This is a genomic window from Burkholderia sp. Bp8984 (assembly GCF_003853755.1).
Taxonomy (GTDB): Bacteria; Pseudomonadota; Gammaproteobacteria; order Burkholderiales; family Burkholderiaceae; genus Burkholderia.
In genome coordinates, this window is sequence record NZ_QTQN01000004.1 from 201,983 (window position 1) to 228,294 (window position 26,312).

At 69.3% G+C, this 26,312-nt stretch carries 21 protein-coding genes; 3 read left to right on the plus strand and 18 right to left on the minus strand.

What is annotated here, in order from left to right:
- Window positions 1–16: 16 nt before the first annotated feature.
- Window positions 17–1,285 (minus strand): diaminopropionate ammonia-lyase, encoded by a 1,269-nt coding sequence (locus tag DID98_RS06615; protein ID WP_124520130.1) that lies wholly within the window; start codon window positions 1,283–1,285, stop codon window positions 17–19.
- Between the two features lie 181 nt (window positions 1,286–1,466).
- Between DID98_RS06615 and DID98_RS06620 the strand changes: the two genes are divergently transcribed.
- Window positions 1,467–1,943: an Lrp/AsnC family transcriptional regulator gene (locus tag DID98_RS06620; protein WP_124520132.1), complete on the plus strand. Its 477-nt coding sequence runs from the start codon at window positions 1,467–1,469 to the stop codon at window positions 1,941–1,943.
- 10 nt (window positions 1,944–1,953) lie between these two features.
- Here the strand turns inward: DID98_RS06620 and DID98_RS06625 are convergent, their stop codons facing one another.
- The 9 genes from DID98_RS06625 to DID98_RS06665 form a co-directional block, all read right to left on the minus strand.
- Window positions 1,954–2,571 carry a PolC-type DNA polymerase III gene (locus DID98_RS06625; RefSeq protein ID WP_124520134.1) on the minus strand — a complete coding sequence of 206 codons (618 nt, stop codon included), beginning with the start codon at window positions 2,569–2,571 and terminating at the stop codon, window positions 1,954–1,956.
- A 231-nt stretch (window positions 2,572–2,802) separates the two neighbouring features.
- Complete coding sequence (locus DID98_RS06630) at window positions 2,803–4,527, minus strand: tannase/feruloyl esterase family alpha/beta hydrolase (protein ID WP_124520136.1); 1,725 nt, start codon at window positions 4,525–4,527, stop codon at window positions 2,803–2,805.
- Between the two features lie 28 nt (window positions 4,528–4,555).
- Window positions 4,556–5,695, minus strand: coding sequence for a porin (locus tag DID98_RS06635; protein WP_124520138.1), 1,140 nt, complete (start codon window positions 5,693–5,695; stop codon window positions 4,556–4,558).
- Window positions 5,696–5,762: 67 nt separating this feature from the next.
- On the minus strand, window positions 5,763–6,968 hold the full coding sequence (gene mhpT / locus DID98_RS06640; protein WP_124486009.1) for a 3-(3-hydroxy-phenyl)propionate transporter MhpT: 1,206 nt from the start codon (window positions 6,966–6,968) through the stop codon (window positions 5,763–5,765).
- Between the two features lie 273 nt (window positions 6,969–7,241).
- Window positions 7,242–7,736 carry a MarR family winged helix-turn-helix transcriptional regulator gene (locus DID98_RS06645; protein ID WP_027790251.1) on the minus strand — a complete coding sequence of 165 codons (495 nt, stop codon included), beginning with the start codon at window positions 7,734–7,736 and terminating at the stop codon, window positions 7,242–7,244.
- Window positions 7,737–7,857: 121 nt separating this feature from the next.
- Entirely contained in the window at window positions 7,858–9,606 is a 1,749-nt protein-coding gene (locus DID98_RS06650; protein ID WP_124520140.1) for an acyl-CoA dehydrogenase, read from the minus strand.
- 10 nt (window positions 9,607–9,616) lie between these two features.
- Window positions 9,617–11,521 carry a feruloyl-CoA synthase gene (locus tag DID98_RS06655; protein WP_124520142.1) on the minus strand — a complete coding sequence of 635 codons (1,905 nt, stop codon included), beginning with the start codon at window positions 11,519–11,521 and terminating at the stop codon, window positions 9,617–9,619.
- A 101-nt stretch (window positions 11,522–11,622) separates the two neighbouring features.
- Window positions 11,623–13,074: an aldehyde dehydrogenase gene (locus tag DID98_RS06660; RefSeq protein WP_124520144.1), complete on the minus strand. Its 1,452-nt coding sequence runs from the start codon at window positions 13,072–13,074 to the stop codon at window positions 11,623–11,625.
- A 43-nt stretch (window positions 13,075–13,117) separates the two neighbouring features.
- Window positions 13,118–13,945 carry a p-hydroxycinnamoyl CoA hydratase/lyase gene (locus DID98_RS06665; RefSeq protein WP_021163522.1) on the minus strand — a complete coding sequence of 276 codons (828 nt, stop codon included), beginning with the start codon at window positions 13,943–13,945 and terminating at the stop codon, window positions 13,118–13,120.
- 169 nt (window positions 13,946–14,114) lie between these two features.
- Between DID98_RS06665 and DID98_RS06670 the strand changes: the two genes are divergently transcribed.
- Window positions 14,115–15,005 (plus strand): amidohydrolase family protein, encoded by an 891-nt coding sequence (locus tag DID98_RS06670; protein ID WP_124486005.1) that lies wholly within the window; start codon window positions 14,115–14,117, stop codon window positions 15,003–15,005.
- Window positions 15,006–15,077: 72 nt separating this feature from the next.
- Here the strand turns inward: DID98_RS06670 and DID98_RS06675 are convergent, their stop codons facing one another.
- The 8 genes from DID98_RS06675 to DID98_RS06710 all read right to left on the minus strand — a co-directional run bounded on the left by DID98_RS06675 (window position 15,078) and on the right by DID98_RS06710 (window position 25,141).
- Window positions 15,078–15,980: an SMP-30/gluconolactonase/LRE family protein gene (locus DID98_RS06675; RefSeq protein WP_124486004.1), complete on the minus strand. Its 903-nt coding sequence runs from the start codon at window positions 15,978–15,980 to the stop codon at window positions 15,078–15,080.
- Window positions 15,981–16,031: 51 nt separating this feature from the next.
- Window positions 16,032–17,051, minus strand: a complete 1,020-nt coding sequence (gene araH, locus DID98_RS06680) for an L-arabinose ABC transporter permease AraH (protein ID WP_044847378.1) — start codon at window positions 17,049–17,051, stop codon at window positions 16,032–16,034.
- A gap of 30 nt (window positions 17,052–17,081) precedes the next feature.
- Window positions 17,082–18,644 carry an L-arabinose ABC transporter ATP-binding protein AraG gene (gene araG, locus DID98_RS06685; protein WP_124520203.1) on the minus strand — a complete coding sequence of 521 codons (1,563 nt, stop codon included), beginning with the start codon at window positions 18,642–18,644 and terminating at the stop codon, window positions 17,082–17,084.
- A gap of 20 nt (window positions 18,645–18,664) precedes the next feature.
- Window positions 18,665–19,678, minus strand: coding sequence for an arabinose ABC transporter substrate-binding protein (locus tag DID98_RS06690; protein ID WP_124486002.1), 1,014 nt, complete (start codon window positions 19,676–19,678; stop codon window positions 18,665–18,667).
- An 87-nt stretch (window positions 19,679–19,765) separates the two neighbouring features.
- Window positions 19,766–20,695: a Gfo/Idh/MocA family protein gene (locus tag DID98_RS06695; protein WP_124520146.1), complete on the minus strand. Its 930-nt coding sequence runs from the start codon at window positions 20,693–20,695 to the stop codon at window positions 19,766–19,768.
- 24 nt (window positions 20,696–20,719) lie between these two features.
- Window positions 20,720–21,649, minus strand: coding sequence for a dihydrodipicolinate synthase family protein (locus DID98_RS06700; RefSeq protein WP_124486001.1), 930 nt, complete (start codon window positions 21,647–21,649; stop codon window positions 20,720–20,722).
- A gap of 50 nt (window positions 21,650–21,699) precedes the next feature.
- Window positions 21,700–23,058, minus strand: coding sequence for an MFS transporter (locus tag DID98_RS06705; protein WP_124520148.1), 1,359 nt, complete (start codon window positions 23,056–23,058; stop codon window positions 21,700–21,702).
- A gap of 331 nt (window positions 23,059–23,389) precedes the next feature.
- Complete coding sequence (locus DID98_RS06710) at window positions 23,390–25,141, minus strand: IlvD/Edd family dehydratase (protein ID WP_124485999.1); 1,752 nt, start codon at window positions 25,139–25,141, stop codon at window positions 23,390–23,392.
- Between the two features lie 114 nt (window positions 25,142–25,255).
- Between DID98_RS06710 and DID98_RS06715 the strand changes: the two genes are divergently transcribed.
- Entirely contained in the window at window positions 25,256–26,206 is a 951-nt protein-coding gene (locus DID98_RS06715; RefSeq protein ID WP_124485998.1) for a LysR substrate-binding domain-containing protein, read from the plus strand.
- Window positions 26,207–26,312 lie beyond the last annotated feature (106 nt).

A 26,312-nucleotide genomic window follows, 5' to 3' on the forward strand; every position in this document is an offset into this window, starting at 1 on the left:
AGGTCGTTCGGGGCGCTCAGGCTTCCGCGGCCGCGCGGGTCCGCGTCAGCCAGTCGCGCTGGCGCGCCAGCACCGCGTCGGCCGTCTCGCCGACACACCGCCGGTAGACGCTCGGCGCGGTCGCGCCTTCCGTGTTGATCGCCAGCACACGCGCGTTCGCATCGAGCCCCGCCTGCCGCGCCAGCGCCGGATCGCGCATCAGCACGGTCAGCCCCGCGATGCCCGCCGCGCCCGACTCGCCGGACACGAACGGCACGTCGCGTTCGCTGCCGGCGGCCAGCGCGCGCATCGCCTGCACCGCGTCGTCGTCGTCGATCAGCATGAAGTGATCGATGCCCGGCTCGAGAAAGTCCCATGCGAGCGGCGACGCCTCGCCGCACGCGAGCCCCGCCATCACCGAGTCGACGCTGCCGGTCGCCTTCGTCGCGCGCCCGGCGAGCGCGCTCTGGTACAGGCAATCGGCCTGGCGCGGCTCGACGACGATGAAATGCGGCCGCCGTGCGCCGGCATGCTCCCACAGATAGCTCGCGACACCGGCCGCAAGGCCGCCGACGCCGCCCTGCAGGAACACGTGCGTGAACGGCCGGTTATCGCCGCTGCCATCGCCGTCGCCGAGGTTGCCCTCTCCCGCCGCCTGCGCGAGCGCCTCGGCCGCGATCACGCCGTAGCCCTGCATCACGTCGCGCGGAATCGCCTCGTAGCCGTCGTACGACGTATCGGACACCACGTGCCAGCCGTTCGCGTCCGCGAGCTGCGCGGCGTGCACGACCGATTCGTCGTAGTTGCCGGCGATCCGCACGATCCGTGCGCCATGCGCGGCGATCGCATGCTCGCGCTCCGCGTCGACGTGCGCGTGCAGCACGATCACGCAGCGGCAGCCGATCGCGCGCGCGGCGGCGGCCAGCGCGCGGCCGTGATTGCCGTCGGTTGCGCTGATCACCGTCAGGTCGGCCAGCGACGCCGCGTAGCGGCCCGTGACGAGCCCCTGCGGATCGAGCGCCTCGTTGCGCCGCAACCGCTTCACGAGCCGCATCAGCGCGATCGGCGCGCCGAGCGCCTTGAAGCTGCCGAGCGGCGAACGGCACGCTTCGTCCTTCACGCTGACGCTCGCGACGCCGAGCCGCGCGGCCAGATCGGGCAGCGCGCGCAACGGCGTGCGAGCCGCGCCGACGAGCGGCCAGTGCGCGAGCCACGCGCCGCTCTCGTCGGCCGCGGCGATGTTCATGATGCGGCGCAGCGTGTCGGGATAGTCGGTGCGCGACGCGCGGGGATTGGCGATCAGCATGGCTGGAAGGGCTCCGGAAATGGGCCGCGCGGGCGGCCCGGCGGTGAATGCGGTGCGGGCGCATACGGGTTGCGCACGCCGTCGGTCCGAAAAATAATATTGCGCATCCCGGTCAATAAAATCGCCAAATCGGCGCTCCGGACGCAAAAATTTCTCATTCTTTCGAGGCTGCCGCACCATCATGCCCACTCCACTCGATGCGTTCGATCGCAAGCTGCTGATGGAAGTCCAGCGCGACGCGAACACGCCGCAGACCGAACTCGGCGCCCGCGTGAACCTGTCGACCGCCGCCGTGAACCGCCGCCTGCGGCGGCTCGCGGAAGACGGCGTGATCGTGCGCTACACGGCGGTCGTCGCGCCGGAGAAGGTCGATCATCCGCTGACGATCGTCGTGAACGTCGAGGTCGAGCGCGAGCAGATCGACCAGCTCGACGCGATGAAGCGGACCTTCGAGCGCTGCCCGCAGATCCAGCAGTGCTACTACGTGACCGGGGAATGGGATTTCGTGCTGATCCTCGCCGTGCGCAACATGGATCAGTACAACGCGCTCACGCGCGAGCTGTTCTTCGCGAACAACAACGTGAAGCGCTTCAAGACGCTCGTGAGCATGAGCCGCGTGAAGGTCGGGCTCGAGGTGCCGATGGATCCCGGCGAGTGACGCTCGAACGTCAGCGCCTGTCGGCAGCCAATGAACCGAAAAACGTCGCGACCTTCGCCTTGCTCGTCGTCTGCAATCGCGACATCAGCCCGTGATCGACCTGCCGCAACCCGTAAGTCTCGCCGATGTCGCGCTGCATCCGGCACCACAGATGGCTCGCGATCTCCGCGTCGACCATCGCGCGGTGGGCACGGCCCGTCTGCGGCAAGCGCAGCATGGTCGCGAGGTTCGACAGCCGGTGACTTTGCGCGTGCGGGTAGAGGCGCCGCGCGACGAGCATCGTGCATGCGAACGCATGCTCGGCCGCCATCCCGAGCATCGCGAGTTCGGCCTGCCAGAACCGCTTGTCGAAGCCGGCGTTGTGCGCGACGACGGGATGGCTGCCGACGAACGCGGCGGCTTCCTTCATGACCTTCGCCACCGGCGGCGCCGACGCGATCATGTCGTTCGTGATCCCCGTGAGCGCGACGACGTCGGACGGAATGCGGCGGCCGGCGTTCATGAGGCTCTGGTAGCGGTCGACGATCTGGCCGTCGCGCAGCAGGATCACGGCGATCTCGGTCGCCCTGTCGCCCATGTTCGGAGAAAGCCCGGTTGTTTCGAAGTCGAGTACCGCTACGGTTTGCATGGTCGAATCGGAGGAAGGATAGCTGGCGGCGCACGTCGGCCGGGACGTGTCTCGCCGACGCGAAAGCGCCACAGTGTATCCCCGGATGCCGCGTCGGGCGGCAAACTCGATCGTCATGCGCGGCGCACCGCCGTTTCCATCCGGACGGACCGGCACGCTCGCGCCATCCGCCGCCGAACGGCGGCGAATGTACCGAAGCTTCCGCGCGTCGGTACATCCCCCTTCCCTACATCATCGACAACTGAAGCTCGCCGCCGAATTCACGTCGCCCGAGCCGTTGTAGCGCGCGACCTGCGGATACGGGCACAACGGCCGCGTGCGTCCCGCGCCCCACGACGTCGGCACGTCCGCGTTCGGCACCGCGTTCGTCGTGTCGCGCGCCGTGGCGACGATCGCCGCGGGCGCCTGCCCCTGCTCGACCCACGCGACGAGCGGCGTCAGCATGTCGAACTGGTCGGCCGCTGGCCCGCCCGAGCAGTGGTTCATGCCCGGCACCGGATAGAAGCGCGCGAAGCCCGACGCGTCGCCGCCGTTCGCCTGCGCGAGCCGCCCGTACCAGTCGCTCGTGTCGTTGAACGAGAACACCGGGTCACCGGTGCCGTGATAGACGAGCAGCTTCGCGCCGCGCGATTTCAGCGCGGACAGGTTGGTCTCGTCAGGCGGCGTCATGAACGACCACGACGATTGCGTGTACACGCCGTTCGTCGCGAAGATCGCCGGCGCGTCGTTGTCCATGTCGAAGCCGAGCGCGAAGCCGGTGAGATTCGCGAGCGTCGCGGCGGTTTTCGGCGGCGTCATGAACGTGAATGCCATCGCGGCCGGGTCGAGCGTGACCGAATTCGACTGCTTCCACGCGGCCCAGCCGCCGCTGGCCATGCCCGGATCGTACGGAAAGCTCGCATAGAGCGCCGTGCCCGCGCTGTTGCGCGCGCCCGCGAACACGTTCTCGAGCGCGCTCTTCTGCGCGGTCGTGAGGCACGCGCCGGTGCGCGTGCCGTTCGCGCAGGTCGGGATGTCCGTCTCGACGCTGAAATGCGCCTGGCACGCGGCGACGTCCTGCACCATCCCGTCGGCCACGCCATCGAGCGCATCGCACTTGTCGAGAATCTTCGCGCCGACGAACCGGCGCTCCGCATCGGTGAAGCCGCTGCGGATGTCGGGCAGCCCGTTCGAGCCCGTCGCCGATGCGATCTTCGCGAACTGCTGCGCGCCGTACATCTCGCCGATCGCCGCCTTCGGCAGATGGAAGCCCGGATCGCCCGCGATGATCCCGTCGTAGTCGCCCGCGTTGCGCACGGCCGTGACCATCGCGTGCCGGCCGCCGTTCGAGCAGCCACCGAAATAGCTGCGGTCGGGCGTCTTCCCGTATGCGAGCCGGATCACCTGCTTCGCCATCGGCGTGAGCGCGTCGACCGCGCCGTAGCCGTAATCGATGCGCGCCTGCGGATCGAGGCCGAACAGCGGGTTCTGCGCGGCGCTGTGCCCGGAATCCGAGCTGATCACCGCAAAGCCCTGGTTCAGCGCGTCGGTCAGCGGGCCGCCGCCGCCGATTTCGCCGGTCGCGGTCACGACGTTGCCGTCGAGCCCGCCGTTCGCCTGGTAGAAGAAGCGGCCGTTCCACGCTTTCGGCAAGCGCATCTCGAAGCCGATCGCATAGGTCTTGCCGTCCACCGCGCTCACGCGCTCGTTCATCTTCCCGTCGATCACGCAGTGCTCGGCGATCGGCTTGCCGGCCACCGTCAGCGCGCCGGCGGGCGCGGTCGTCACCGACGTGAACGACGTGTTCGCATACGCGAGCTTCGCGGCGAGCGCGTCGCACGTCTGCGCCATCGCGGCCGGCGTCGCGGCGCTCAGGTGCGTCGGCGTGGCGCTGACCGAATCGTCGCCGCCGCAGCCGGCGAGCATGGCCGCCGCGGACAGCGGCGCAATACAGAGGAATGCAGATTTCCTGTTCAAGATAGCTCCCGTTCGTCTGGCTGCCGGATCAGAACATGTGCCGCACGCCGACCATCGCGCCGAGCTGCCCCATCCCTGCGCCGGGCGTCGTGCCGGGCCCGCCGCCGCTGACCGCGTAGCGTGCATGCGCGCTGTTCCACAGATACGACGACTGTGCGTAGACGGCCGTGCGCTTGCTCAGCAGATAGGTCGCGCGCAGCGTGGCCATCGTCGCGCGCGTGTCGTGCGCGCTGTTGACGATCCGGTAGCCTTCGCCGTCGACGACGAAATCGGGCTTCACCGCATACGACGCGCCAAGGAAGAACAGGTCCGAATGCGCGCCCGGCGCGGCCGGCGAACCGGTCGACACGCGCCGCCCGATCCAGCCCGCGCCGATCCGCGCGCCCGCCGCCTGCGCATACGCGCTCACGTGCGTGCGCGCGTCCTTGCCGCCGCTGCTGGTAAAGGCGACCGGCGCGACGCCGTCGAAGAAGTTCGCGGCCGCGCCGGTGCCGCCGCGCTGCTCCTCGTACGACGCCGCCGCACCGAAATACGCGCTGTCGTACTTGAGCATCACCGACCAGTTGCGGCACTGGACGGCATCGCCCGGCACCTGCCCCGCGCAGGTGCCCTGCCCCGGCGAGTTGCCGGTGCCCGCGCCGTCGCGGCCGAACGAATACGCGGCGCCGAGCGTCACGCCGCGATAGGTGCCGACGTAGGTCACCGCGTTGTCGGCGCGGCCGTTAGGCACGTATGCGTCGAACGAGCCGAGCCCGTAGATGTCGGGGCCGATGATGTCCGCGCCCTGCAGCGCGAGATAGGTCATCGTGTACTGGCGGCCGAACGCGAGCGTGCCGAAGCCGCTCTTCAGCCCGACGAACGCCTGCCGCCCGAACAGCCGGCCGCCCTGGCCGAGATCGCCGCCGCGCACGTTGAAGCCGCTTTCGAGCGTGAATACCGCCTGGTAGCCGCCGCCGAGATCCTCGGTGCCGCGCAGGCCCCAGCGCGACGGCAGCTCGCCCGTCACGCCCGGCATGCGCACGACGTGGTCGCCGGCCGCGTTCGCGTGCGACACGAACTCGACTCCCGTATCGATGATCCCGTACAGCGTCACGCTCGACTGCGCGTGCGCGCCGGTCGCGGCGAGCGCGCATGCGCCGGCCGCCAGCAAGGCTTTGGTGTGCTTCATGGTGTTCGTCTCCAGACCTGTGTCGTAATCGCGCTCTACCGGCGCTCGTGGTTGAAATGGGAAGAAATCAGTCGTGCGCCTGCGGGCGCCGGATCAGCACCAGCGCAGCGACGGCGGCGACGAGCGTGACGGGAATGCTCGCGCCGATCACGACCGACGCGCTGCGGCCCATTGCGAGCAGTTCGGCGGCGGCGAGCGGCCCGACCACCGAGCCGAGGCGGCCGACGGCAACGGCGGAGCCGACGCCGGTGCCGCGCATCGCGGTCGGGTAATAGATCGCGGCCAGCGCATACAGCACCGACTGGCCGCCGACGACGAACATCCCGGCCGCGAACGCGGCGGCGGACAGCCACAGGAGTCCAGGTGCGATCGCCAGCGCGGCAAGCGACAGCACGATCCCCGCGTACATGCCACCGACCACGCGCGATGGACGCAAGCGGTCCATCGACATGCCGATGCCGAGCACGCCGAGGCCGCTGCCGATGTTGAAGAAGATCTGCACGATACCGGCCTGGCTGCGAGCGAGCCCCTTCGCGGCCATCAGCGACGGCAGCCAGTTCAGCAGGAAATACAGCACGATCAGCGTGCAGAAGTAGCTGAGCCACAACGCCAGTGTCGTGCCGGTGCGCGAGCCGCCGAACAGCGTCTGTCCGACGCTGGGGCGCGCCGCGCCCGATGCGCTGACGTCGAGGAACGCACGCGATTCGGGCAGCAGTGCGAGCAGCAGCGGCGCGAGCAGCAGCGGGCCGACACCCCCGACATAGAAAATGTGCCGCCATTCGGTGTCGCCCGCGAGCAGCACGCCGATCAGCGACGCGATCACGCCGCCGAACGGAATCCCGCAGTACATCACGGCCACCGCGCTGCTGCGCGAGCGTGCGTCGACCGCTTCCGACGACAATGCAATGAGGTTCGGCATCGCGCCGCCAAGGCCGAGGCCGGTCAGCGCACGAACGGCGACCAGCATCGCGAAGCTCGACACCTGCGCGGTCGCGATCGACAGCAGCCCGAACAGGCAGACCGACGCGATCAGCACGTGCTTGCGGCCAACCCGGTCGGCCAGCCAGCCGCCGAGCATCGCGCCCGGCAGCAGGCCGAACGTGCCCGCGCTGAACGCGAGCCCCATCTGTGAAACCGAGAGCCCGAATTCGTGGGCCATGCGCGGTGCCGCGACGCCGACCGACTGCAGGTCGAGCCCCTCGAGCAATGCGATCGCGAAACACAGGCCGAGCGTCGTCGCGACGGCCGGCCTTGCGGCAACGGAAGTGTCCATGTCGTCTCCTAACCGTGACTCGCGCGGCATACGCGGAACGCATGCGCGGTGTCCTTGCTTTATCGTGATCGGGTCTCGTCAATTTATCAGGTAACCTGATTAAGAACCCGAAAGAAAATCCCGTCGAGGGACGGGATGATTTAATAACAGGTAACCTGATATTTCAAGTGTCGCGAGCGCGGTGTTAACCCGCAACCCGTTCGCAACCCGGGCCACGCTGCGGCGTGGCCCGGCGCGGCCGGCGGAACCGGAACGAAAGACGCGGCGGCGTGCTCAGTCGCGCAGGTTGCGCACGAACAGTTCGAGCGTGCGGTGAACCTGCGCGACGTCGTCGGCGCTCACGTCGTCGCCGAGCATCCGGCGTTCGAGCGGCCGCAGCACCTGCTCGCATTCGCGCAGGATTGCCGAGCCCTCGTCGGTCAGACGCAGCAGGATCACGCGGCCATGGCTGGGATCGGCCTCGCGCGTCACGAAGCCGCGGGCGGCCATCGCAACCATCACTTCGTTCGCGGATTGCGGCGTGATGAACGAGCGCACCGCGAGTTGCGCATTGGACAGCGCGCCGCGCGCCTCGAGCACCGACAGCGCCGTGTACTGCGCGAGCGTCACACCGAGCGGCGCGAGCGCATCGCTCATCTGGCGGCGCAGCAGCCGGTCGAGATTGCCGATCAGGTAGGTAAGCCGCTGCTGCGAACGCATGCGCGGCCTGGCTTCGCTGGCGCGGGCCGTGCGTTTCGTGCCGGCCGGTTTGACGGGTGTCGAGCTCATGAACGTGTCGGAAGGAGGATCGCGGGCCATCTTACCTCACGCGGTCCGTATATCGGCCCGCACGGCGGCTCGTGCCGGCCGCGAGCCGCCCCGGGCCGTCCACGCCCGGCTCGGACGAACCTTATGCCGCGGCAGCCGGCAACGCCGCGCGGCAGCCCGCGTCCACCAGCGCGAGCCGGTGTGCGAATGCCGCGAGCGGATAGTCGAAGAAGTAGGTGCCGACCGCGCGCTTGCCCGCACGGAACGAATCGTCTCCCGGCGCATCGCCGACGATGCGCAGCGTGCGCGCCCACGCGAACGCGAGCAGCAGCCAGCCGACCAGCGCGAGATAGTCGTCCGCGACCCGGTAGGGCAGATCCGGATCGTGCTCGCTCGCGCGGATCACGCCGGCCGTCACGCGCTCGAGCTCCGCGCACAGCGTGGCGACGCGCGCCCCGGCGTCCCTCGCCCGCTCGTCCGCCGCCTGGACGCTCTGCGCGGCTTCCGCGCGAATCAACTCGAGCAGCGCATGCAGCGCCTCGCCGCGATCCCCCAGCACCTTGCGCACCAGCAGATCGATCGCCTGGATCTCGTTGGTCCCTTCGTACAGCATCGACACGCGGCAATCGCGCACCGTCTGTTCGATCCCGTATTCGTGAACGTAGCCGTAGCCGCCGAATACCTGCAGCGCGTTCGACGCGGCCGCGAAGCCGTTCGCGGTGAAGAACGCCTTGGCAATCGGAGTGAGCAACGATGCCAGCCGCGACGCCGCGAGCCGTGCCGGCGGCTGCGGATCGTGCGCGGCGACGTCGAGCCAGTGCGCGATCCAGTAGCCGATCGCGCGCTCGCCTTCGACGATCGCCTGCGCATCGAGCAGGATGCGGCGGATCGCGGCATGTTGCGCGATCGGCGCCGCCCTGCCCTGCACGCGTTCGCGCGCATAGGCCGACGCGGCCTGCCACGCGCTCTGCGCATGCCCGACACCCTGCATGGCGACCTGCAGGCGCGCCGCGTTCATCATCACGAACATCGATGCGAGCCCGCGATGCGGCTCGCCGACGAGCCAGCCCGCGGCCGCGTCGAAACGCATCGTGCAGGTCGGGCTTGCCTTCAGCCCCATCTTCTTCTCGATGCCGTCGCACCAGACGCCGTTGCGCACACGGCCGCCCGGCGCGTCGAGCCACTTCGGCACGACGAACAGCGACAGCCCCTTCGTTCCCGCCGGCGCATCGGGCAGCCGCGCGAGCACGAGGTGCACGATATTGTCGGTCAGGTCGTGCTCGCCGCCGGTGATGAACAGCTTGCTGCCGCTGATTCGGTAGCCGTCGGCGGCCGGGTCCGGCACTGCCTGCGTGCGCAGCAGGCCGAGATCGCTGCCCGCCTGTGGCTCGGTGATGCACATCGTCGTCAGCCACTCGCCGCTCGCGATCTTCGGCAGCACGTCGCGCTTCAGGCGCTCGCCGCCGTGCGCGCGCAGGCACGCCACCGCGCCGTGCGTGAGCCCCGGCGACATCAGCCACGCGTGGTTCGCCCCCGCGAGCATCTCCTGCAGCGCGACGTCGAGCAGATGCGGCAGCCCCTGGCCGCCGCAATCGGCGTCGAGCGCCAGCGTCGGCCAGCCGGCGTCGACGTAGTCGCGGTACGCGTCGCGAAAGCCCGCCGGCATCGTCACTCCGGCACCGTCGAACCGGCAGCCCTCGAGATCGCCGGTCGAATCGAGCGGCGCGATGCGTTCGACCACGAAGCGGGCGGCTTCGTCGAGCACTTGCCCGGCAGTCGACAGGTCGAGCTCCGCCCAGTCGGGCACGCGGCGCCACAGCGCCGGCGCATCGAGCCATTCGCCGATCACGAACAGCATGTCGCGCAATGGCGCGCAATACGCGTTGCTCATCGCGCGCACCTCATGCCCGGCGCGCCGTGCCGGCGACGATCACGCCCGTGTCGGCCGCGCCCGGTTCGTACATCGCGTCGACCACTGCCGCACGGTGCATGAGCACCGCGCGCTGGTTGATCGAGCCCTTGTCGGTGACTTCGCCGAGATCGAGCGAAGGCGGCGTATCGAGCACGCACAGCCGCGTGACGAACGTCGCGCTGCCGGTCGCATCGCGGTTCAGGCGCTCGAGCAGGTCCGCGAAGAACGCCCGCACCGCGGGCGCCTCCAGGACGGTGCGCACGTCGGCATCCGGTGCCACGCCGGCCAGGCGACGGCAATCGTCGACGCGCGGGAAGATCATCACGCCGACGTCGTCGCGGTTCATCCCCGTGACGACCGCGTCCTGCACGTACGGCGCGCCGTTCGATACGATCCGCGCGCGCATGGGCCCGACGCTCACGAAGGTGCCGGACGATAGCTTGAAATCCTCCGCGATGCGCCCGTCGAACATCAAGCCGATCTCCGGCCGCGCGGGATCGACGAAACGCACTGCATCGCCGCTGCGGTAGTAGCCCTCCTCGTCGAATACCTCGCGCGCGTCGTCGCCGCTCGCGCGCCAATAACCGGCCATCACGTTCGGCCCGCGAAAGCGCGCCTCGAGCTTGCCGTCGACCGGCACCAGCTTCGCGTCGCAGCCGGGCGCGGGCAGGCCGATGTAGCCGGCCCCCGACACCGGCCCGGTGGTGAACATGCACGATGGCGCGGCCTCGGTCATCCCGAGGCCCGCCATGATCCGGATGCGCTCGCCGCAGTGCGCGAGCGTCACGCGCTCGAGCCGGTCCCACGCGGCCTGCGACAGTCCGGCGCCCGCGAAGAAATACATCCTCACGCGCGAGAAGAAGGTTTCGCGCAGCGCGGCATCCGTTTCGAGCGCCGCGGTCAGCTCTTCCCAGCCCTTCGGCACGTTGAAATACACGGTGGGCGCGATCTCGCGCAGGTTGCGCAGCGTCTCGCCGAACTTGCCGGCGACCGGCTTGCCGTCGTCGATGTACAGCGTGCCGCCGTTGTACAGCGCGATGCCGACGTTATGGCTGCCGCCGAACGTGTGATTCCACGGCAGCCAGTCGACCAGCACCGGCGGCTCCAGACCGAACTGCGGAAACGTCTCGAGCAGCATCTGCTGGTTGCTGCACAGCATCCGGTGCGTGGTCGGCACCGCCTTGGGCAGCCGTGTCGATCCCGACGTGAACAGGAATTTCGCAATCGTGTCGCCGGTGATCGCATCGTGCGCGGCATCGACGCTGCCCGGTGTCGTGTCGAGCAGCGACGAGAAACGCGTGACGCCGTCCATCCCGTCGGGTGCCGACACGACCACGCGCTCGACATCAGGCGGCACCGACGCGTCGAGCGCGGCACGAAACGCCGCGCCGTCCGACGCGAAGACCAGCCCCGGCGTGAGCAGGGCGAGCGCGTGGCGCAGCTTGCCGTAATCGCTCGACACGAGCGAATACGCGGGCGACAGCGGCGCATGCGGAATGCCGGCCCACATCGCGCCGAACGCGAGCTGCAGATGTTCGAGGTCGTTGCCCGACAGGATCGCGACGGGCCGCTCGGCCGACAGCCCGCGATCGAGCAGCGCCTGGCCGATCGCGCGGGCGCGCTCGAGCATCTGCGCATACGTGATGCCGATCCACGTACCGTCGGGCCCGCGCCGCGCGACCAGCCAGCGGTCCGGATGCGCGCGCGCGCCGCTCGCGAGCCGGTCGGTCAGCCGGTGCGGGTACGCGCCGAGCGGGGTCGTCGCGCGCAAGGTCCAGCAGCCGTCACGTTGCACGATCTCCGGCGGCGCCGTGCCGATCGCCACGGGGCGATAGCCGGCGGGAACGCGCTGTGCGGCAGCCGCGTCGCGCAGTTGGGTCGGATCCGCATCCAAGTTCTGTCTCCGGTCGGTTCCGCCCCGCGCGCGTGCGCGCGCCGGGCGGAGACTTCATTGTGTCGTTGTCTTAACTGGGGCGCCGCGGCGCCCGGGACTGCTCAGATCGGGTAGTGACGCGGCGTGGTCTGGACCGTGATCCAGCGCAGGTCGGTAAACTCGGCGATCGACGCCTTGCTGCCGAACCGGCCGTAGCCGCTTGCCTTCACGCCGCCGAACGGCATCTGCGCCTCGTCGTGCACCGTCGGCCCGTTGATGTGGCAGATGCCCGATTCGATCTGCTTCGCGACCTGCATCGCGCGCGCGATATCGCGGCTGAACACCGCCGCCGACAGCCCGTACTCGCTGTCGTTCGCGGCCGCGAGCGCGGCGGCGTCGCCGTCGACGCGCTGCACGGTCACCACCGGCCCGAACGATTCGTCCGCATACAGCTGCATGTCGCGCGTGACACCGTCGACGATCGTCGGCTGCATCACCGCGCCGCTGACTTCACAGCCGAGCGGCAGCGCGGCGCCGTGCTCGCGCGCGTCGTCCACCATCGCCGCGATCCGCTGCGCGGCGGCCGCGCTTTCGAGCGTGCCCAGCACGGCACCCGGCGCGGCCGGGTTGCCGGCCTTCAGCGTGCGTGCCTTCGCGACGAGCCGTTCGACGAACGCATCGGCGACCTTGCGATCGACGATCACGCGCTCGGTCGACATGCAGATTTGCCCCTGGTTGAAGAACGCGCCGAATGCGACTGCCTCGACCGCCGCGTCGAGATCGGCGTCGTCGAGCACGAGCACCGGCGCCTTGCCGCCGAGTTCAAGCAGCGCCGGCTTCAGGTGCTGCGCGGCGAGCGTCGCGACGATGCGGCCGACGCGTGTCGAACCGGTGAAGTTCACGCGGCGCACCGCCGGGTTCGCGATCAGCCGCTCGACGATCGCCGGCGCATTCTGCGGCGCATGCGTGATCACGTTGACCACGCCGTCGCCGAGCCCTGCGTCGTGCAGCACGCTGCCGATCAGCCGGTGCACGCCCGGGCAACCCTCGGACGCCTTCAGCACCACCGTGTTGCCGCATGCGAGCGGCATCGCGAGCGCACGGGTCGCGAGAATCACCGGCGCATTCCACGGCGCGATCCCGAGCACGACACCGCACGGCTGGCGCACGGCCATCGCGAGGCTGCCGGGCACGTCCGACGGGATCACCGCGCCGTCGATCTGCGTGGTCATCGCGGCCGCCTCGCGCAGCATGTTCGCCGCGAGCATCACGTTGAAGCCGTACCAGTTCGCCATCGCACCGGTTTCCGCGCGGCCGGTTTCGATGAATTCGCCCGCGCGCGCGTCCATCCGGTCGGCCGCCGCGAGCAGCCGCCGACGGCGCTCGGTCGGCGCGAGCGCGGCCCACGCGGGGAATGCGCGCGCCGCTGCCGCGACCGCTGCGTCCGCGTCGGCAAGCGTCGCCGCGGCGGCGCGCGACGCCACCTGTCCCGTCGCCGGATCGATCCGGTCGAAGGTCCCGCCGTCCGACGCGCCGCGCGACACGCCGTCGATCAACAAACTCACTTCGTGCATTTCCGTGTCTCCACTCGGATCCGGTTGCGTGCGGCGGCGCGCGTCAGCGCTTGTACGCCTGCAGGCCCGGCTTGATGCTCTTGTCGTCGAGGAACTGCTTGAGGCCCTGCTCGCGCCCGCCTTCCGGATCGCGGTAGTTCGCCTGGTCGAGCTTCGCGTACAGGTAGTCCTCGTTCTGCTCCCAGGTCAGTTCGCGGCAACGCTTGAAGCCGTGCTTCGCGTTACGGATCACGACCGGGTTCTTGTCGAGCAGCTTCGCGGCCAGCGCGCGCACCTCGTCGCGCAGCTGCGCGCGCGGCACGCTCTTGTTGACGAGCCCCATCTGCGCGGCCTGCGGGCCGGTGAAGGTGTCGCCGGTCATGATGTAGTAGAGCGCCTGGCGATGTCCCACGGTGTCGGCCATCGCCTTGCTGACGAGGTTGCCCGGCGGGATGCCCCAGTTGATTTCCGACAGGCCGAACACAGCTTCGTCGGCCGCGATCGCGAGGTCGCACGCGACGAGCGGCGAGAAGCCGCCGCCGAAGCACCAGCCGTTGACCATCGCGATCGTCGGCTTCGCATACATGCGCAGCAATTGCCACTGCCAGCGGCTCGCGTCGCGGCGAATCTTTTCCTGCAGGATTTCCGGGCCCGCGTCGACTTCGCGGAAATACTCCTTCAGGTCCATCCCGGCCGTCCAGGCGTCGCCCTCGCCGGTCAGCACGAGCACCTGCGCCTCGGCATCGAGTTCGATCGCCTCCAGCACGTCGATCATCTCCGCGTTCAGCGTCGGGCTCATCGCGTTGCGCTTGTCCGGACGGTTCAGCGTCACCCATGCGATCCCGCCCTCGACCTCGACCTTCACCGTTTTCCAGCGCCCTTCGTAACCCATTTTCGTTCTCCAATGACGATGCCGCCCTGTGCGACTCGCGACCAATTTACTATCAGGTAACCTGATATGTAAAGTAGAATGGAAGCGGCTCCGGACAAACCCCTAAACGGGCCCGGACAGCCGATTTCGCGCCGTGCCGGCCGACGAATCACGACATGAGGAGACACGCTTGGATATCGACAACCTGATCGCCATCGACACGCACGTGCACGCCGAAGTGTCGTGCTGCCAGCCGCCGGACCTGTTCGCGAAGGCATTCGACGACGCGGCCGACAAGTACTTCGGCACCGTGCTGAAGCAGGGCCGTCGGCCGACCATTCCGGAGACGATCGCGTATTACCGCGAGCGCCGGATCGGCTTCGTGATGTTCACCGTCGACTGCGAGACGAACATCGGCCGGCGGCGCATTCCGAACGAGGAAATCGCGCAATTCGCGCAGGACAACGCCGACGTGATGATCGCGTTCGCGAGCATCGACCCGCACAAGGGCCGCTTCGGCGCGCGCGAGGCGCGCCGCCTGATCGACGAGCATGGCGTGAAGGGCTTCAAGTTCCACCCGACGATGCAGGGATGCTTCCCGAACGACAGGCTCGCATATCCGATCTACGAGGTGATCGCGGAATACGGGTTGCCGGCCGTATTCCACAGCGGGCATTCGGGGATGGGATCGGGGATGCGCGGCGGCGGCGGGCTGCGTCTGAAGTATTCCGAACCGATTCACCTCGACGACGTCGCGGCCGACTTCCCGGACATGAAGATCGTGATCGCGCACCCTTCATGGCCGTGGCAGGAGCAGGCGCTGTCGATCGCGCTGCACAAGCCGAACGTCTACATCGACCTGTCGGGATGGTCGCCGAAGTACTTCTCGCCGGAGCTGGTGAAATACGCGAGCACGCTGCTCAGGCACAAGGTGCTGTTCGCGTCCGATTTTCCGCTGATCCGGCCGGACCGCTGGCTCGAGGATTTTCAGGGTGCCGGGTTCCGGCCCGACGTGCATTCGCTGATTCTGAAAGACAACGCAGTCGCGTTGCTGGGGCTGCAGGCCGCGCAGCAGTCGTGACCCGTCCGGCCGTGACGGCGCCGGCAGCGCGCGGCGGCGCGACCGACCGCGCTGCCGCCCGCACCGGCGCGCTCAGTTCGCGGGCTTGCCCGCGAATCGCGCGGTCGGCAACCCCGCGTAGCGCGTCCGGGCGACGAACACGCCGCCGGCATCGGCATCGCTCGCCAGCGCGTCGTCGCTCAACCCGACACGCGCGCTCGTCACGTACAAGCGGCCTTCACCGTCGATTGCGACGCAGCTGGGCTGCGCGGTCGGCACGGCCACGCGATCCGTCTCGACGCCATCGGGCCCATAACGCACCACCCGCCGGCCGCCCCACTGCGCGTTCCACAGCCCGCCGTCGCGATCCATCGTCGAGCCGTCCGGGTCGCCGTCTGCATCGGTCAGTCGCGCGAACGGCCGCACGTTGGCCACGTCGCCGCCCGCGCGGTAATCGCAGACGAGAATCTCGCGCACCATCGAATCGCAGAAATGCATCTTCGCGCCGTCCGGCGAGAACGCGATGCTGTTCGCGATCGCGGCCGCCGGCAATGCAAGCCGTTCGAGCGTGAGGTCCGGATTGAGCCGGTAGAAGCCGCCGACCGCGCGCGGCGGATCGCCGCCTTCGTCCTTCATCCCGAACACGAACGCGCCGAACGGATCGCAGCGGCCGTCGTTCAGCCGCGTCGGCAGGTCGGATTCGACGTCGACGATCCGCGTGAATTCGCCGCTGCGCAGATCGAAGAACGCGAGATGCGTCGCAAGCCCGACCAGCAGCACGTCGGGATCATGCGTGAGCGCGAAGCACGCGAGCCGTTCGGGCATCGGCCACTGTGCGAGGTCCGAGCCGTCCGCGCGGCAGCGCCACAGCCGCGCGCCTTCGATGTCCGTCCAGTACAGCGCGTGCGTCGCGTCGCACCACGTCGCGCCTTCGCCGAGCGTGTTGCGGCTGTCGACCAGCAGCGCCGCCGCCGTGCCCGGATGAGTCTGTTGCATGCCGTCTCCCGATGTCTTTCGCATTCGCAGGCGGCCGCGCGTTCGTCAGGGTCAGATCTTCATCGCGCGCCGCTGGTTGCGACGATACTGGTCGAACAGCACCGCGAGCAACAGAATTCCGCCGCGTATCAGATATTGGTAAAAGGTCGGCACGTTCAGGAGGCTCATCGCGTCCTGCACGGAGCCCATGATCAGCACGCCGACCAGCACGCCGGAGATCGTCGCGACGCCGCCCGTCAGCGACACGCCGCCGAGCACGCACGCGGAGATCACGCCGAGTTCGAGACCGACCGACGTCTTCGGGTCGCCGAGGCTCATCCGCGACGCGAGCATCACGCCGGCGAAGCCGGTCACGAGGCCCTGCAGCACGAACACCGCGATCTTGATGCGCATCACCGGCAGCCCCGCGAGCAGCGCGGCCTCGCCGTTGCCGCCGACCGCCAGCACGTTCTTGCCGAACACGGTCTTGCGCAACAGGAAGCCGAACACGACGAAGCCGACGATGTTGCTCCAGATCGGATACGAGATGCCGAGGAACGAGCCGCCGCCGAGATCGAAGAAGCGCTCCTCGGAGATCATCACCGCGTCGCCGTTCGACGTGATGAACGCGAGCCCGCGCACGACTTCCATCATCGCGAGCGTGACGATCAGAGAGTTGATCCGCCAGCGCGCGATCAGCACGCCGTTCACGAGCCCGACCGCACCGCCCGCGAGCACGCCGGCGGCGATGCCGAGCACGACGCTGTGCGTCGCGGTGATCAGCGTCGACGCGACGACGCCCGAGAACGCGACGATCGACGCGACCGACAGGTCGACTTCGCCGAGCGCGAGCACGAACATCATCGTCACCGCGATCGAGCCGATCAGCGTGACCGACAGGAGCAGGCCCTGGATGTTGCGCGGCGTGAGGAAGTCCGGCACGGTCAGCGACAGCGTCGCGAACAGCACGAGAAACACCATCACGATGCCGGAGCGGTTGATCAGTTGCCACACGCCGCCGCGCGCCCGCGCGGGCGCGGCTGCGGCATCGGGGGACGGGGAAGTGCGTTGGGGTTGCATTGCCTGGCTCATAACGTTTGCTTTCCGGTTGACTGCAGGCCGCTAGCGCGGCAGCGCGAGCTTGATCAGCGCGTCGGGTGTCGCCTGCGCCTTCGCGACCTCGCCCGCGATCCGTCCTTCCTTCATCACGATGACGCGGTCCGCCACGCCGATCACCTCGGCCAGATCGCTCGACACGATGATCACCGTGCGGCCCGCTTCCGCGAGTTCGTAGAACAGGTTGTAGATTTCCGCGCGCGCGCCGACGTCGATGCCGCGCGTCGGCTCGTCCATCAGGAACACGTCGATGCGCTCGGCCAGCCAGCGCGCGAGCACGACCTTCTGCTGGTTGCCGCCCGACAGCGCGCCGATCGGCGTCTCGCCGTCGCGGGTCTTGATCGCGAGCCGCTCGATGTATTGCTGCGCCAGCTCGCGTTCGCGCCGCGCGTCGAGCAGCACGCGCGCCGGGCTGAAATGTCGGCGCGCGCTGATGTTCAGGTTGTCGGCCACCGACGCGATCGCGACGATGCCTTCCTGCTTGCGGTCCTCGGGGCACAGCGCGATGCCGGCGCGCACCGCGTGCCGCGGGCTCGCGAACGCCACGCGCTTGCCGCCCAGCTCGACATGCCCGCCCGTGGGCCGTGCCGCGCCGTACAGCAGCTTCATCAGCTCCGAGCGGCCCGCGCCGACGAGCCCGAAGAAGCCGACGATCTCGCCGCGCCGCGCGGCGAACGACACCGGCTCGGACAGGCCGGGCCCGACGAGCCCCTTCGCCTCGATCAGCACGTCGCCGGCCGTGCGCGGCCGGTAGCCGTACACGTCCTCGATCGAGCGACCGACCATGCAGCCGATCAGCCGGTCGCGATCAAGGTCGGCGACCGATTCGAACGTCTCGATCCGGCGGCCGTCGCGGAACACCGTCACGCGATCGCACAGCGCGTCGACTTCCTCCATCCGGTGCGTGACGTAGATGATCGCGCGGCCCTCGGCGCGCAGCGAACGGATGATGCGGAACAGCTGCGTCGTCTCGCGCGCGGACAGCGAACTCGTCGGCTCGTCGAACGCGATCACGCGTGCGTCGCGCATCAGCGCCTTGCCGATCTCGATCATCTGGCGCTGGCCGATCGACAAATACTTCACCGGGATGTCCGGGTCGATGTGCTCGCCGAGCCGCTCCAGCGCATCGAGCGCGCGCACGGCAAGCGCGCGCTCGTCGACCACGCCGAGCCGGCTCGGCAGCTGGCCGAGCATCAGGTTCTCGGCGACCGTCAGCTCGGGTACCAGATGCAGCTCCTGGTAGATGATCGCGATGCCGGCCTCGAGCGCGGCGCGCGTCGACGCGAAGCGCTGCACCGCGCCGTTCAGCGTCAGCGTGCCGGCCTGCGGCTGATTTACGCCGGACAGCACCTTCAGCAGCGTCGACTTGCCCGCGCCGTTCTCGCCCATCAGCCCGTGCACCTCGCCGGCGCGCACCGACAGCGACACGCCGTCGAGCGCGCGCACGCCCGGGAACGTCACCGTAATGCCGTCGAGCGCGAGCAGCGCGCCGCCGGCCGGCGGCGGCGCGGTGCCGGGCGTGGCCACGTCGTCGTGGCGCGAACTGGCCGTCATCATCTGCATCGTCATCGCGTCGTCGCCCCGCACGTTCAGATGCCGAGCTCGGCGCGCACGGCCTGCCAGTTCGCGCGCGTCATCAGCTTGCCGCTCGTCTGCGTGTCGGCCGGCGGCGTCTTGCCGTTGCGGATCCAGTCGACGAGGTTCTGCGTGCTGTCCTTGCCGTGATTCGTCGAGCTGACCGCGATCGTTCCGTAGAAGCCGGTCGGCTCCTTCTTCTGGAACTCGGCGAACGCCTCGCCCGCGCCATTGATGCCGACGCCGATCACGTCCGCGGCCGGGATGTGCAGCTGTTCGGTCGCGCGTACCGCGCCGAGCACGGTTTCCTCGTTCAGCGCGTAGACCACCCACTTCTTGATGTTCGGATGGCGCGCGAGCACGGGCGCCGCCGCGCTGAAGCCGCCTTCGTCGTCGGTCGTCTTCTGCGGCGCGTCGAAGATGTTTTCCTTGCGGAAGCCGTTCGCGAGCAGCGCCTGCGTCGCGCCGTCGGTGCGCAGCTTCGCGGTCGGCAGCTCGTAGTTGGTGACGCGCAGCGCGCCGACTTCCTCCGGCTTCCAGCCGCGCCGCTTCATCTCGTCGGCGATCGCCTGGCCGACCTGGTTGCCGATCTTGGTCGCCGACATCCCGAGGTGCGGCACGTTCGGCAGCGGCTTGCCGGTCGAGTCGACGAGCTGGTCGTCGACCGTCACGAACTTCATGTTGTAGCGCTTCGCGCGCGACGCGATCGCCGGCCCGAGGCGCACGTCGGGTGCGCAGATCACGAAGCCCTGCGCGCCTTGCGAGCCGAGATTGTCGATCGCGGCGAGCACCTTCTCGCCGTCCGGCGTGCCGATCTTCACGACCGAGAAGTTCTCCTTCTGGCCGAGCGCGGACGCCGCGTTCTGCTCGTTGATGAACCATGCCTGCTCGGGCATCTTCACCAGGAAGCCGATCTTCAGCGGCGCGTCGGCGTGCGCGGCGCCCTGCATCCCGAGCGGCGCGAGGCAAAGCGCGGCCAGCAGCGCGCGCAGCGTGTGGCGGCGGATCGTGTGGGTCGTGCGGTTCATGCGGTGTCTCCTTGTCTGTTGGCTTGGGTCTTCAACTTGCGTCGTGCGCGTTTCGTCGTGCGCGGTCGCGCTCGCGGCGGCACGGTGTCAGCGGCCGAACGCGTCGGTCCCGACGCGCCGGCCGAACAGGAATGCGTCGGCGACGAGCCGCAACGGCCGCACGTCGACGTCGCTTTCGCCGCGCGCGATCAGCGCGCGGAACTGCGCATACAGCGCGGGGTACTCGCGCTGCGGCCCGATCTCGACCGGCTCGCCCGCAATCGACAATTGCGCGCCGCCGCGGCTGATCGCGAGCACGCCGTCCGACGTGTCGACCGCGATCTCCCATTGCTCGACGGGGCCGTGCCGCCAGTCGAATTCCGCGCGCACGGGCACGCCGTGCGTATCGGCGCACTCGAGGTCGGCCGCGATCGGCATCTGCGCGTCGCTCGGCACGTAGAGCGTCGCCTCGCGCAGCACGAGCTCGCGCGGCAGGATCCGCGTGACGATCGACAGCGCGTTGATGCCGGGATCGAACACGCCGAGGCCGCCGGGCTCCCAGATCCACTGCTGGCCCGGATGCCAGCGCCGCACGTCCTCCTTCCAGCGCACCTGCACCGCGCGGATCGTGCGCGTCGCGAGCCACGCGCGCGCCGGTTCCACCGCGCTCGCGCAGCGCGAATGCCAGGTCGCGAACAGCGTGAGGCCGCGTTCGCGCGCGAGCGCGTCCAGCGCGGCCACTTCGCCGAGCGTCGCGCCCGGCGGCTTCTCGAGCATCACGTGCTTGCCGGCCTCGAGCGCGGCACGTGCCTGCGCGTAGCGCACCTGCGGCGGCGCGCACAGCGACACGGCGTCGAGCTCGGGCTCGGCGGCCAGCAGCGCGCCCAGGTCCTGGTAGTTGCGCACGCCGTCGACTTCCGCATGACGGCTCGCGCACGCGGTCAGCACGAAACCCGGTTCGGCGGCGATCGCCGGCAAATGCTGGTCGCGCGCGATCTTGCCGATCCCGATCACGCCCAGTGAAATCACGTCGCTCATCTGCGTTTCTCCTTCGCCACTTGCTCAGTGCGCCCAGCGCAGCACGAGCGGATCGAGCCGGCGCGCGATCGCGAGCAGCTCCGCGCGCGTGTCCGGGTGCAGTTCCGGCATCGGGTGCCGTGGCCGCTCGCACGCGATCACACCGCCGGCGCGCATCAGCGCCTTCGCGGTGAGGATCCCGGACTGGCGGTTCTCGTGATTGATCAGCGGCAGCCACGTCTGATAGCGCGCGAACGCCTCGTCGTGCCGCCCTTCGCGGAATGCTTCGAGGATCGGCCGGATGCCGTCCGGAAAGCCGCCGCCGGTCATCGCACCGGTCGCGCCGGCATGCAGGTCGGCGAGCAGCGTGATCGCCTCCTCGCCGTCCCACGGCCCTTCGATCGCGTCGCCGCCGAGCCGGATCAGCTCGCGCAGCTTGTTCGCCGCACCCGGCGTCTCGATCTTGAAGTACGCGACCTGCTCGATCTCGCGCGCCATGCGCGCGAGGAACGGCGCGGACAGCGCGGTGCCGCTCGCGGGCGCATCCTGGATCATGATCGGGATGTCGATCGCGTCCGACACGCGCGCGAAGAACTCGAAGATCTGCGCTTCGGGCACGCGGAACGTCGCGCCGTGATACGGCGGCATCGCCATCACCATCGCCGCGCCGAGTTGCTGCGCGCGCAGGCTGCGCGCCGCGCACACCTGCGTGCCGTAGTGCGACGTCGTGACGATCACCGGCACGCGGCCGGCGACGTGTTCGAGGATCGTGCGCGTGAGCACGTCGCGTTCGTCGTCGGTGACCGCGAACTGCTCGGAGAAGTTCGCGAGGATGCACAGCCCGTCCGAGCCCGCGTCGATCATGAAGTCGACCGCGCGCTTCTGGCTTGCGAGGTCGAGCTCGCCGGTCTCGGAAAACGTCGTCGGGACGACGGGGAAGATGCCGCGATAGCGCGGCGTGCTGCTCGATGTCATGGTTCGGTCCTGCGTCGGTCGAAGCGGCGTTCAGCCGGAAAACACGGGGTTCAGGATTCGCCGGCGAATGTGCCCGCGGCCGGCTCGGGCGCGCGCAGCGCGGCGCGCACCACGAACGTCATCAGCACCGCGAACAGCAACGTCGCCGCGAGGAAGTACAGGCCGGCCGCGAGGCTGCCGGTCGACGCCTTGATCAGGCCGATGCCGTACGGCCCCAGGTAGCCGCCGAGATTCGCGAGCGAATTGATCGCGGCGATGCCGACCGCCGCGCTCGTGCCGGCGAGGAATTCGCCGGGCAGCGCCCATACGACGGCCTGGATCGAATACAGCGAGAACGCGGTCAGGCAGATGAACAGGAACTGCAGCGCCGGTTCGCGCACCCACGCGCTCGCGCCCATCGTCACGGCGGCGGCCGCCGACACGACGACGATGTGCCAGTAACGCTCGCGCTTGCGATCCGAATGACGCGGCACGACGAGCAGGCCGACCACCGCGAACAGGTACGGCACCGCGGACAGCATCCCCGTCGCCGCATCGCCGGTGCCGAACGCGTGGATGATCGTCGGCAGCCACAGCGACAGCCCGTAGATGCACAGCGGAAACGGCAGGAACAGCGCGGCGAGCAGCAGTACGCGGCGGTCGCGCAATGCGGCGAGCGGATTGCCGTGCGAATCGGGGCGATACGTGTCGCGATCGGCGGCGAGCTGCCGCGCGATCCAGCGGCGCTCGTCGTCGTTCAGCCAGCGCGCATGCGCGGGCGATTCGGGCAGCAGCCGCAGCGTGGGCCACGCGAGCAGCACGGCCGGGAGGCCGCTGACGACGAACAGCGTCTGCCAGTCCGACAGGCCGAACAGCCCGTGCGTCGACAGCAGCCAACCGGCGAGCGGGCCCGTCACGATGCCGGCAAGCGGCTGCGCAAGGACGAGCAGGCCGATCACGCGGGCACGGTCGCGCATCGGGAACCATTGCGTGAGGAAGTACAGGATGCCGGGATAGAGACCGGCTTCCGCCGCGCCGAGCAGGAAGCGCAGCACGTAGAAGCTGGCCGGCCCCTGTACCAGCGCCATCGCCATCGTGATCACGCCCCACGTCGCGAGGATGCGTGCGAACCAGACGCGCGCGCCGAAGCGTCCGAGCGCGAGGTTGCTCGGCACCTCGCACAGGAAGTAGCCGATGAAGAACAGTCCGGCGCCGAGTCCGTATGCGGCATCGCCGAGGCCGATCGCCGCGTTCATGTGCAGCTTCGCGAAGCCGACGACGGTACGGTCGACGTAGGCGACCACGTAAATCAGCGCGAGGAACGGCACGAGCTTGCGCGTGAGCAGGCGGGTCAGTTGCCGTTCGTCGACGGCTGCCGGCGAATCGGACCGGTCCGCCACGGCGTGCGCGGGGGGGTACTGCGTCGTCATCTTGTCTCCTGTCGGCGTACGTTGGCGCTTTAGCGCTTACGTACGCCCCATGCTTCGCGGTCGGCCACCGTTAGCGCTTTAGCGCTTACGGGGGCCCCATGCTGCGCGGTCGGCGTACGTTGGCGCTTTAGCGCTTACGTACGCCCCATGCTTTGCGGTCGGCCTACGTTGGCGCTTTAGCGCTTGCGTACGCCCCATGCTTTGCGGTCGGCCCGCATTAGCGCTTTAGTGCGTGCGTGCCCCCCATGCTTCGCGCTCGACCACGGCCGGCGCGTCACTCGTTTCCCTCAGGCCCCGCCGCGGTCCGCGTCCCTGCACGGCTATGCGCCGCTCAATGCGAATGGCTCGGCACGTCCGCGCCGCGCGTGCCGACCAGGAAGTCGAGGTCGCACCCCTCGTCCGCCTGCAGCACGTGATCGATATACAGCCGCGCATAGCCGCCCTTGCCGAGCTGCCCGGCCACGCCCGGCGCCGCTGTCGGATCGACGTCCGACAGGCGCCGCTGCAGTTCGTCATCCGAAATGTCCAGATGCAGCGTGCCGGCCTCGCAGTCGAGCTCGATCCAGTCGCCGTTGCGCACGGCGGCCAGCGGGCCACCCGCGGCCGCTTCCGGCGCGACGTGCAGCACGACCGTGCCGTACGCGGTGCCGCTCATCCGCGCATCCGAGATCCGCACCATGTCCTTCACGCCCTGGCGCAGCAGCTTCGGCGGTAGCCCCATGTTGCCGACCTCGGCCATCCCCGGATAACCGCGCGGCCCGCAGTTCTTCAGCACCAGCACCGAGCTCGCGTCGACGTCGAGCGCTTCGTCGTTGATCGTCGCCTTGTAGTGATCGAGATTCTCGAACACCACCGCGCGGCCGCGATGCTTCAGCAGCTCGGGGCTCGCCGCCGACGGCTTCAGCACCGCGCCGCGCGGCGCGAGATTGCCGCGCAGGATGCAGATTCCGCCGTCGGCGATCAGCGGCCGGTCGAGCGGGCGGATCACCTCGTCGTCGTAGTTCGGCGCTTCGCGCACGTTGTCCCACAGCGACTTGCCGTTGACCGTCAGCGCGTCCGGGTGCGGCAGCAGCCCGCCTTCGCCGAGCCGGCGCAGCACGGCCGGCAGCCCGCCCGCGTAATAGAACTCCTCCATCAGGAAGCGCCCCGACGGCATCAGGTCGACGATCGTCGGCGTGTCGCGGCCGATGCGCATCCAGTCCTCGAGTTCGAGCGGCACGCCGATGCGGCCCGCGATCGCCTTCAGGTGGATCACCGCGTTGGTCGAGCCGCCGATCGCCGCGTTCGCGCGGATCGCGTTCTCGAATGCGGCACGCGTCAGGACCTTCGACAGCACGAGCCCTTCGAGCGCCATCTCGACGATGCGGATGCCCGACATGTGCGCGAGCACATAGCGGCGCGAATCGACCGCCGGAATCGCTGCGTTGTGCGGCAGCGCGACGCCGAGCGCCTCGGCCATGCACGCCATCGTCGACGCGGTGCCCATCGTGTTGCAGGTGCCGGCCGAGCGCGACATGCCGGCCTCGGCAGACAGGAAGTGGTGCAGGTCGATCTCGCCTGCCTTCAGCGCTTCATGCAGCTGCCACACGGCCGTGCCCGAGCCGATGTTCTTGCCTTCGAGCTTGCCGTTCAGCATCGGCCCGCCCGACACGACGATCGCCGGCACGTCGCAGCTCGCCGCGCCCATCAGCAGCGCGGGGGTCGTCTTGTCGCAACCGGCGAGCAGCACGACCGCGTCGATCGGGTTGCCGCGGATCGCTTCCTCGACGTCCATCGACGCCAGGTTGCGCGTGAGCATCGCCGACGGCCGCAGGTTCGATTCGCCGTTCGAGAACACCGGGAACTCGACCGGGAACCCGCCCGCCTCGGAGATCCCGCGCTTCACGTGCTCCGCGAGCTTGCGGAAGTGCGCGTTGCACGGCGTCAGTTCGGACCACGTGTTGCAGATGCCGATGATCGGCCGGCCGTCGAACTCGTGATCGGGGATGCCCTGGTTCTTCATCCAGCTCCGGTACATGAAGCCGTTCTTGTCGTTGGTGCCGAACCATTGGGTGGAGCGCAGCCTGGGTTTCGTTGCCGACATCGTCAGTCCTGTGGTGACGGGATACCGGCGCAGTCTAGGCAGAATTTTGATAACTGGCTAATGACGTTTTAGGCGATTAAGATATCGATTCCGATATCGATATAAACCCGTACGATGCCCGAAGCCAGCCCGTGGGGAAACCGCAGCCGCCTGAAGACGCGCCAGCTCCTGCTGGTCGTCGCGCTCGCCGACGAAGGCAGCATCCACCGCGCGGCGGCCGCGCTGAGCATGACGCAGCCGGCCGCGTCGAAGCTGCTGCGCGAGCTCGAGGAATCGATCGGCGCGGTGTTGTTCGAGCGGCTGCCGCGCGGGATGCGGCCGACGCTGTACGGCGACGCGCTGATCCGCCACGCGCGCGCGGCGCTCGGCAGCCTCGACCAGGCGCGCGAGGAGCTGGCCGCGCTGAAGGCCGGCCATCTCGGGCACGTGGCGGTGGGCGCGATCACGTCGCCGGGGCTGCGGCTCGTGCCGCCGGCCGTCGCGGCCGTCAAGGGAACGCATGCGAACGTGCGCGTGTCGGTGACGATCGACACGAGCAACGCGCTGCTCGAACACCTCGCGCAGGACAAGCTCGACATCGTGCTCGGCCGGCTGTCCGCCGAACACGACAAGCTGCACCTGCGCTACGAGCCGCTGACCGGCGAGCCGGTCGCCGCGGTCGTGCGGCCGGGCCATCCGCTGCTCGCGCAGGCGCCGCTGTCGCTCGCCGACGTGCAGCGCGCCGCGTGGGTCATGCCGCCGGCCGGCAGCGTGCTGCGTCATCGTTTCGAACTCGTGTTCCAGCGCGCGAGCCTGGCGCCGCCCGCGAACGTGGTCGAGACGGCGGCGCTGCTGTTCATCACGCAGCTGATCGAGCAGAGCGACATGATCGCGGTGCTCGCGGAGGACGTCGCGCTGTACTACGCGCGCCACGGGATCGTCACGGTGCTGCCGCTGGAGATGGATTGCCGGATGGACGATTTCGGGATCATCACACGCACGGACCGGCTGCCTTCGCCGGCTGTCGAGGTGATGGCCGATGCGATTCGGGCGGCGGCGCGGGAGGTGTACGGGGTCGTGTTGTAACGCGACGCGGCCCGGTTTCGTCGAGCCTGCTCGCCTGTCGAAAGACACGCGTGCGCTCGCGTCCCGCGTTTCGGTTACGCCCGGTACGCAGCGAACCCCGCCCGTT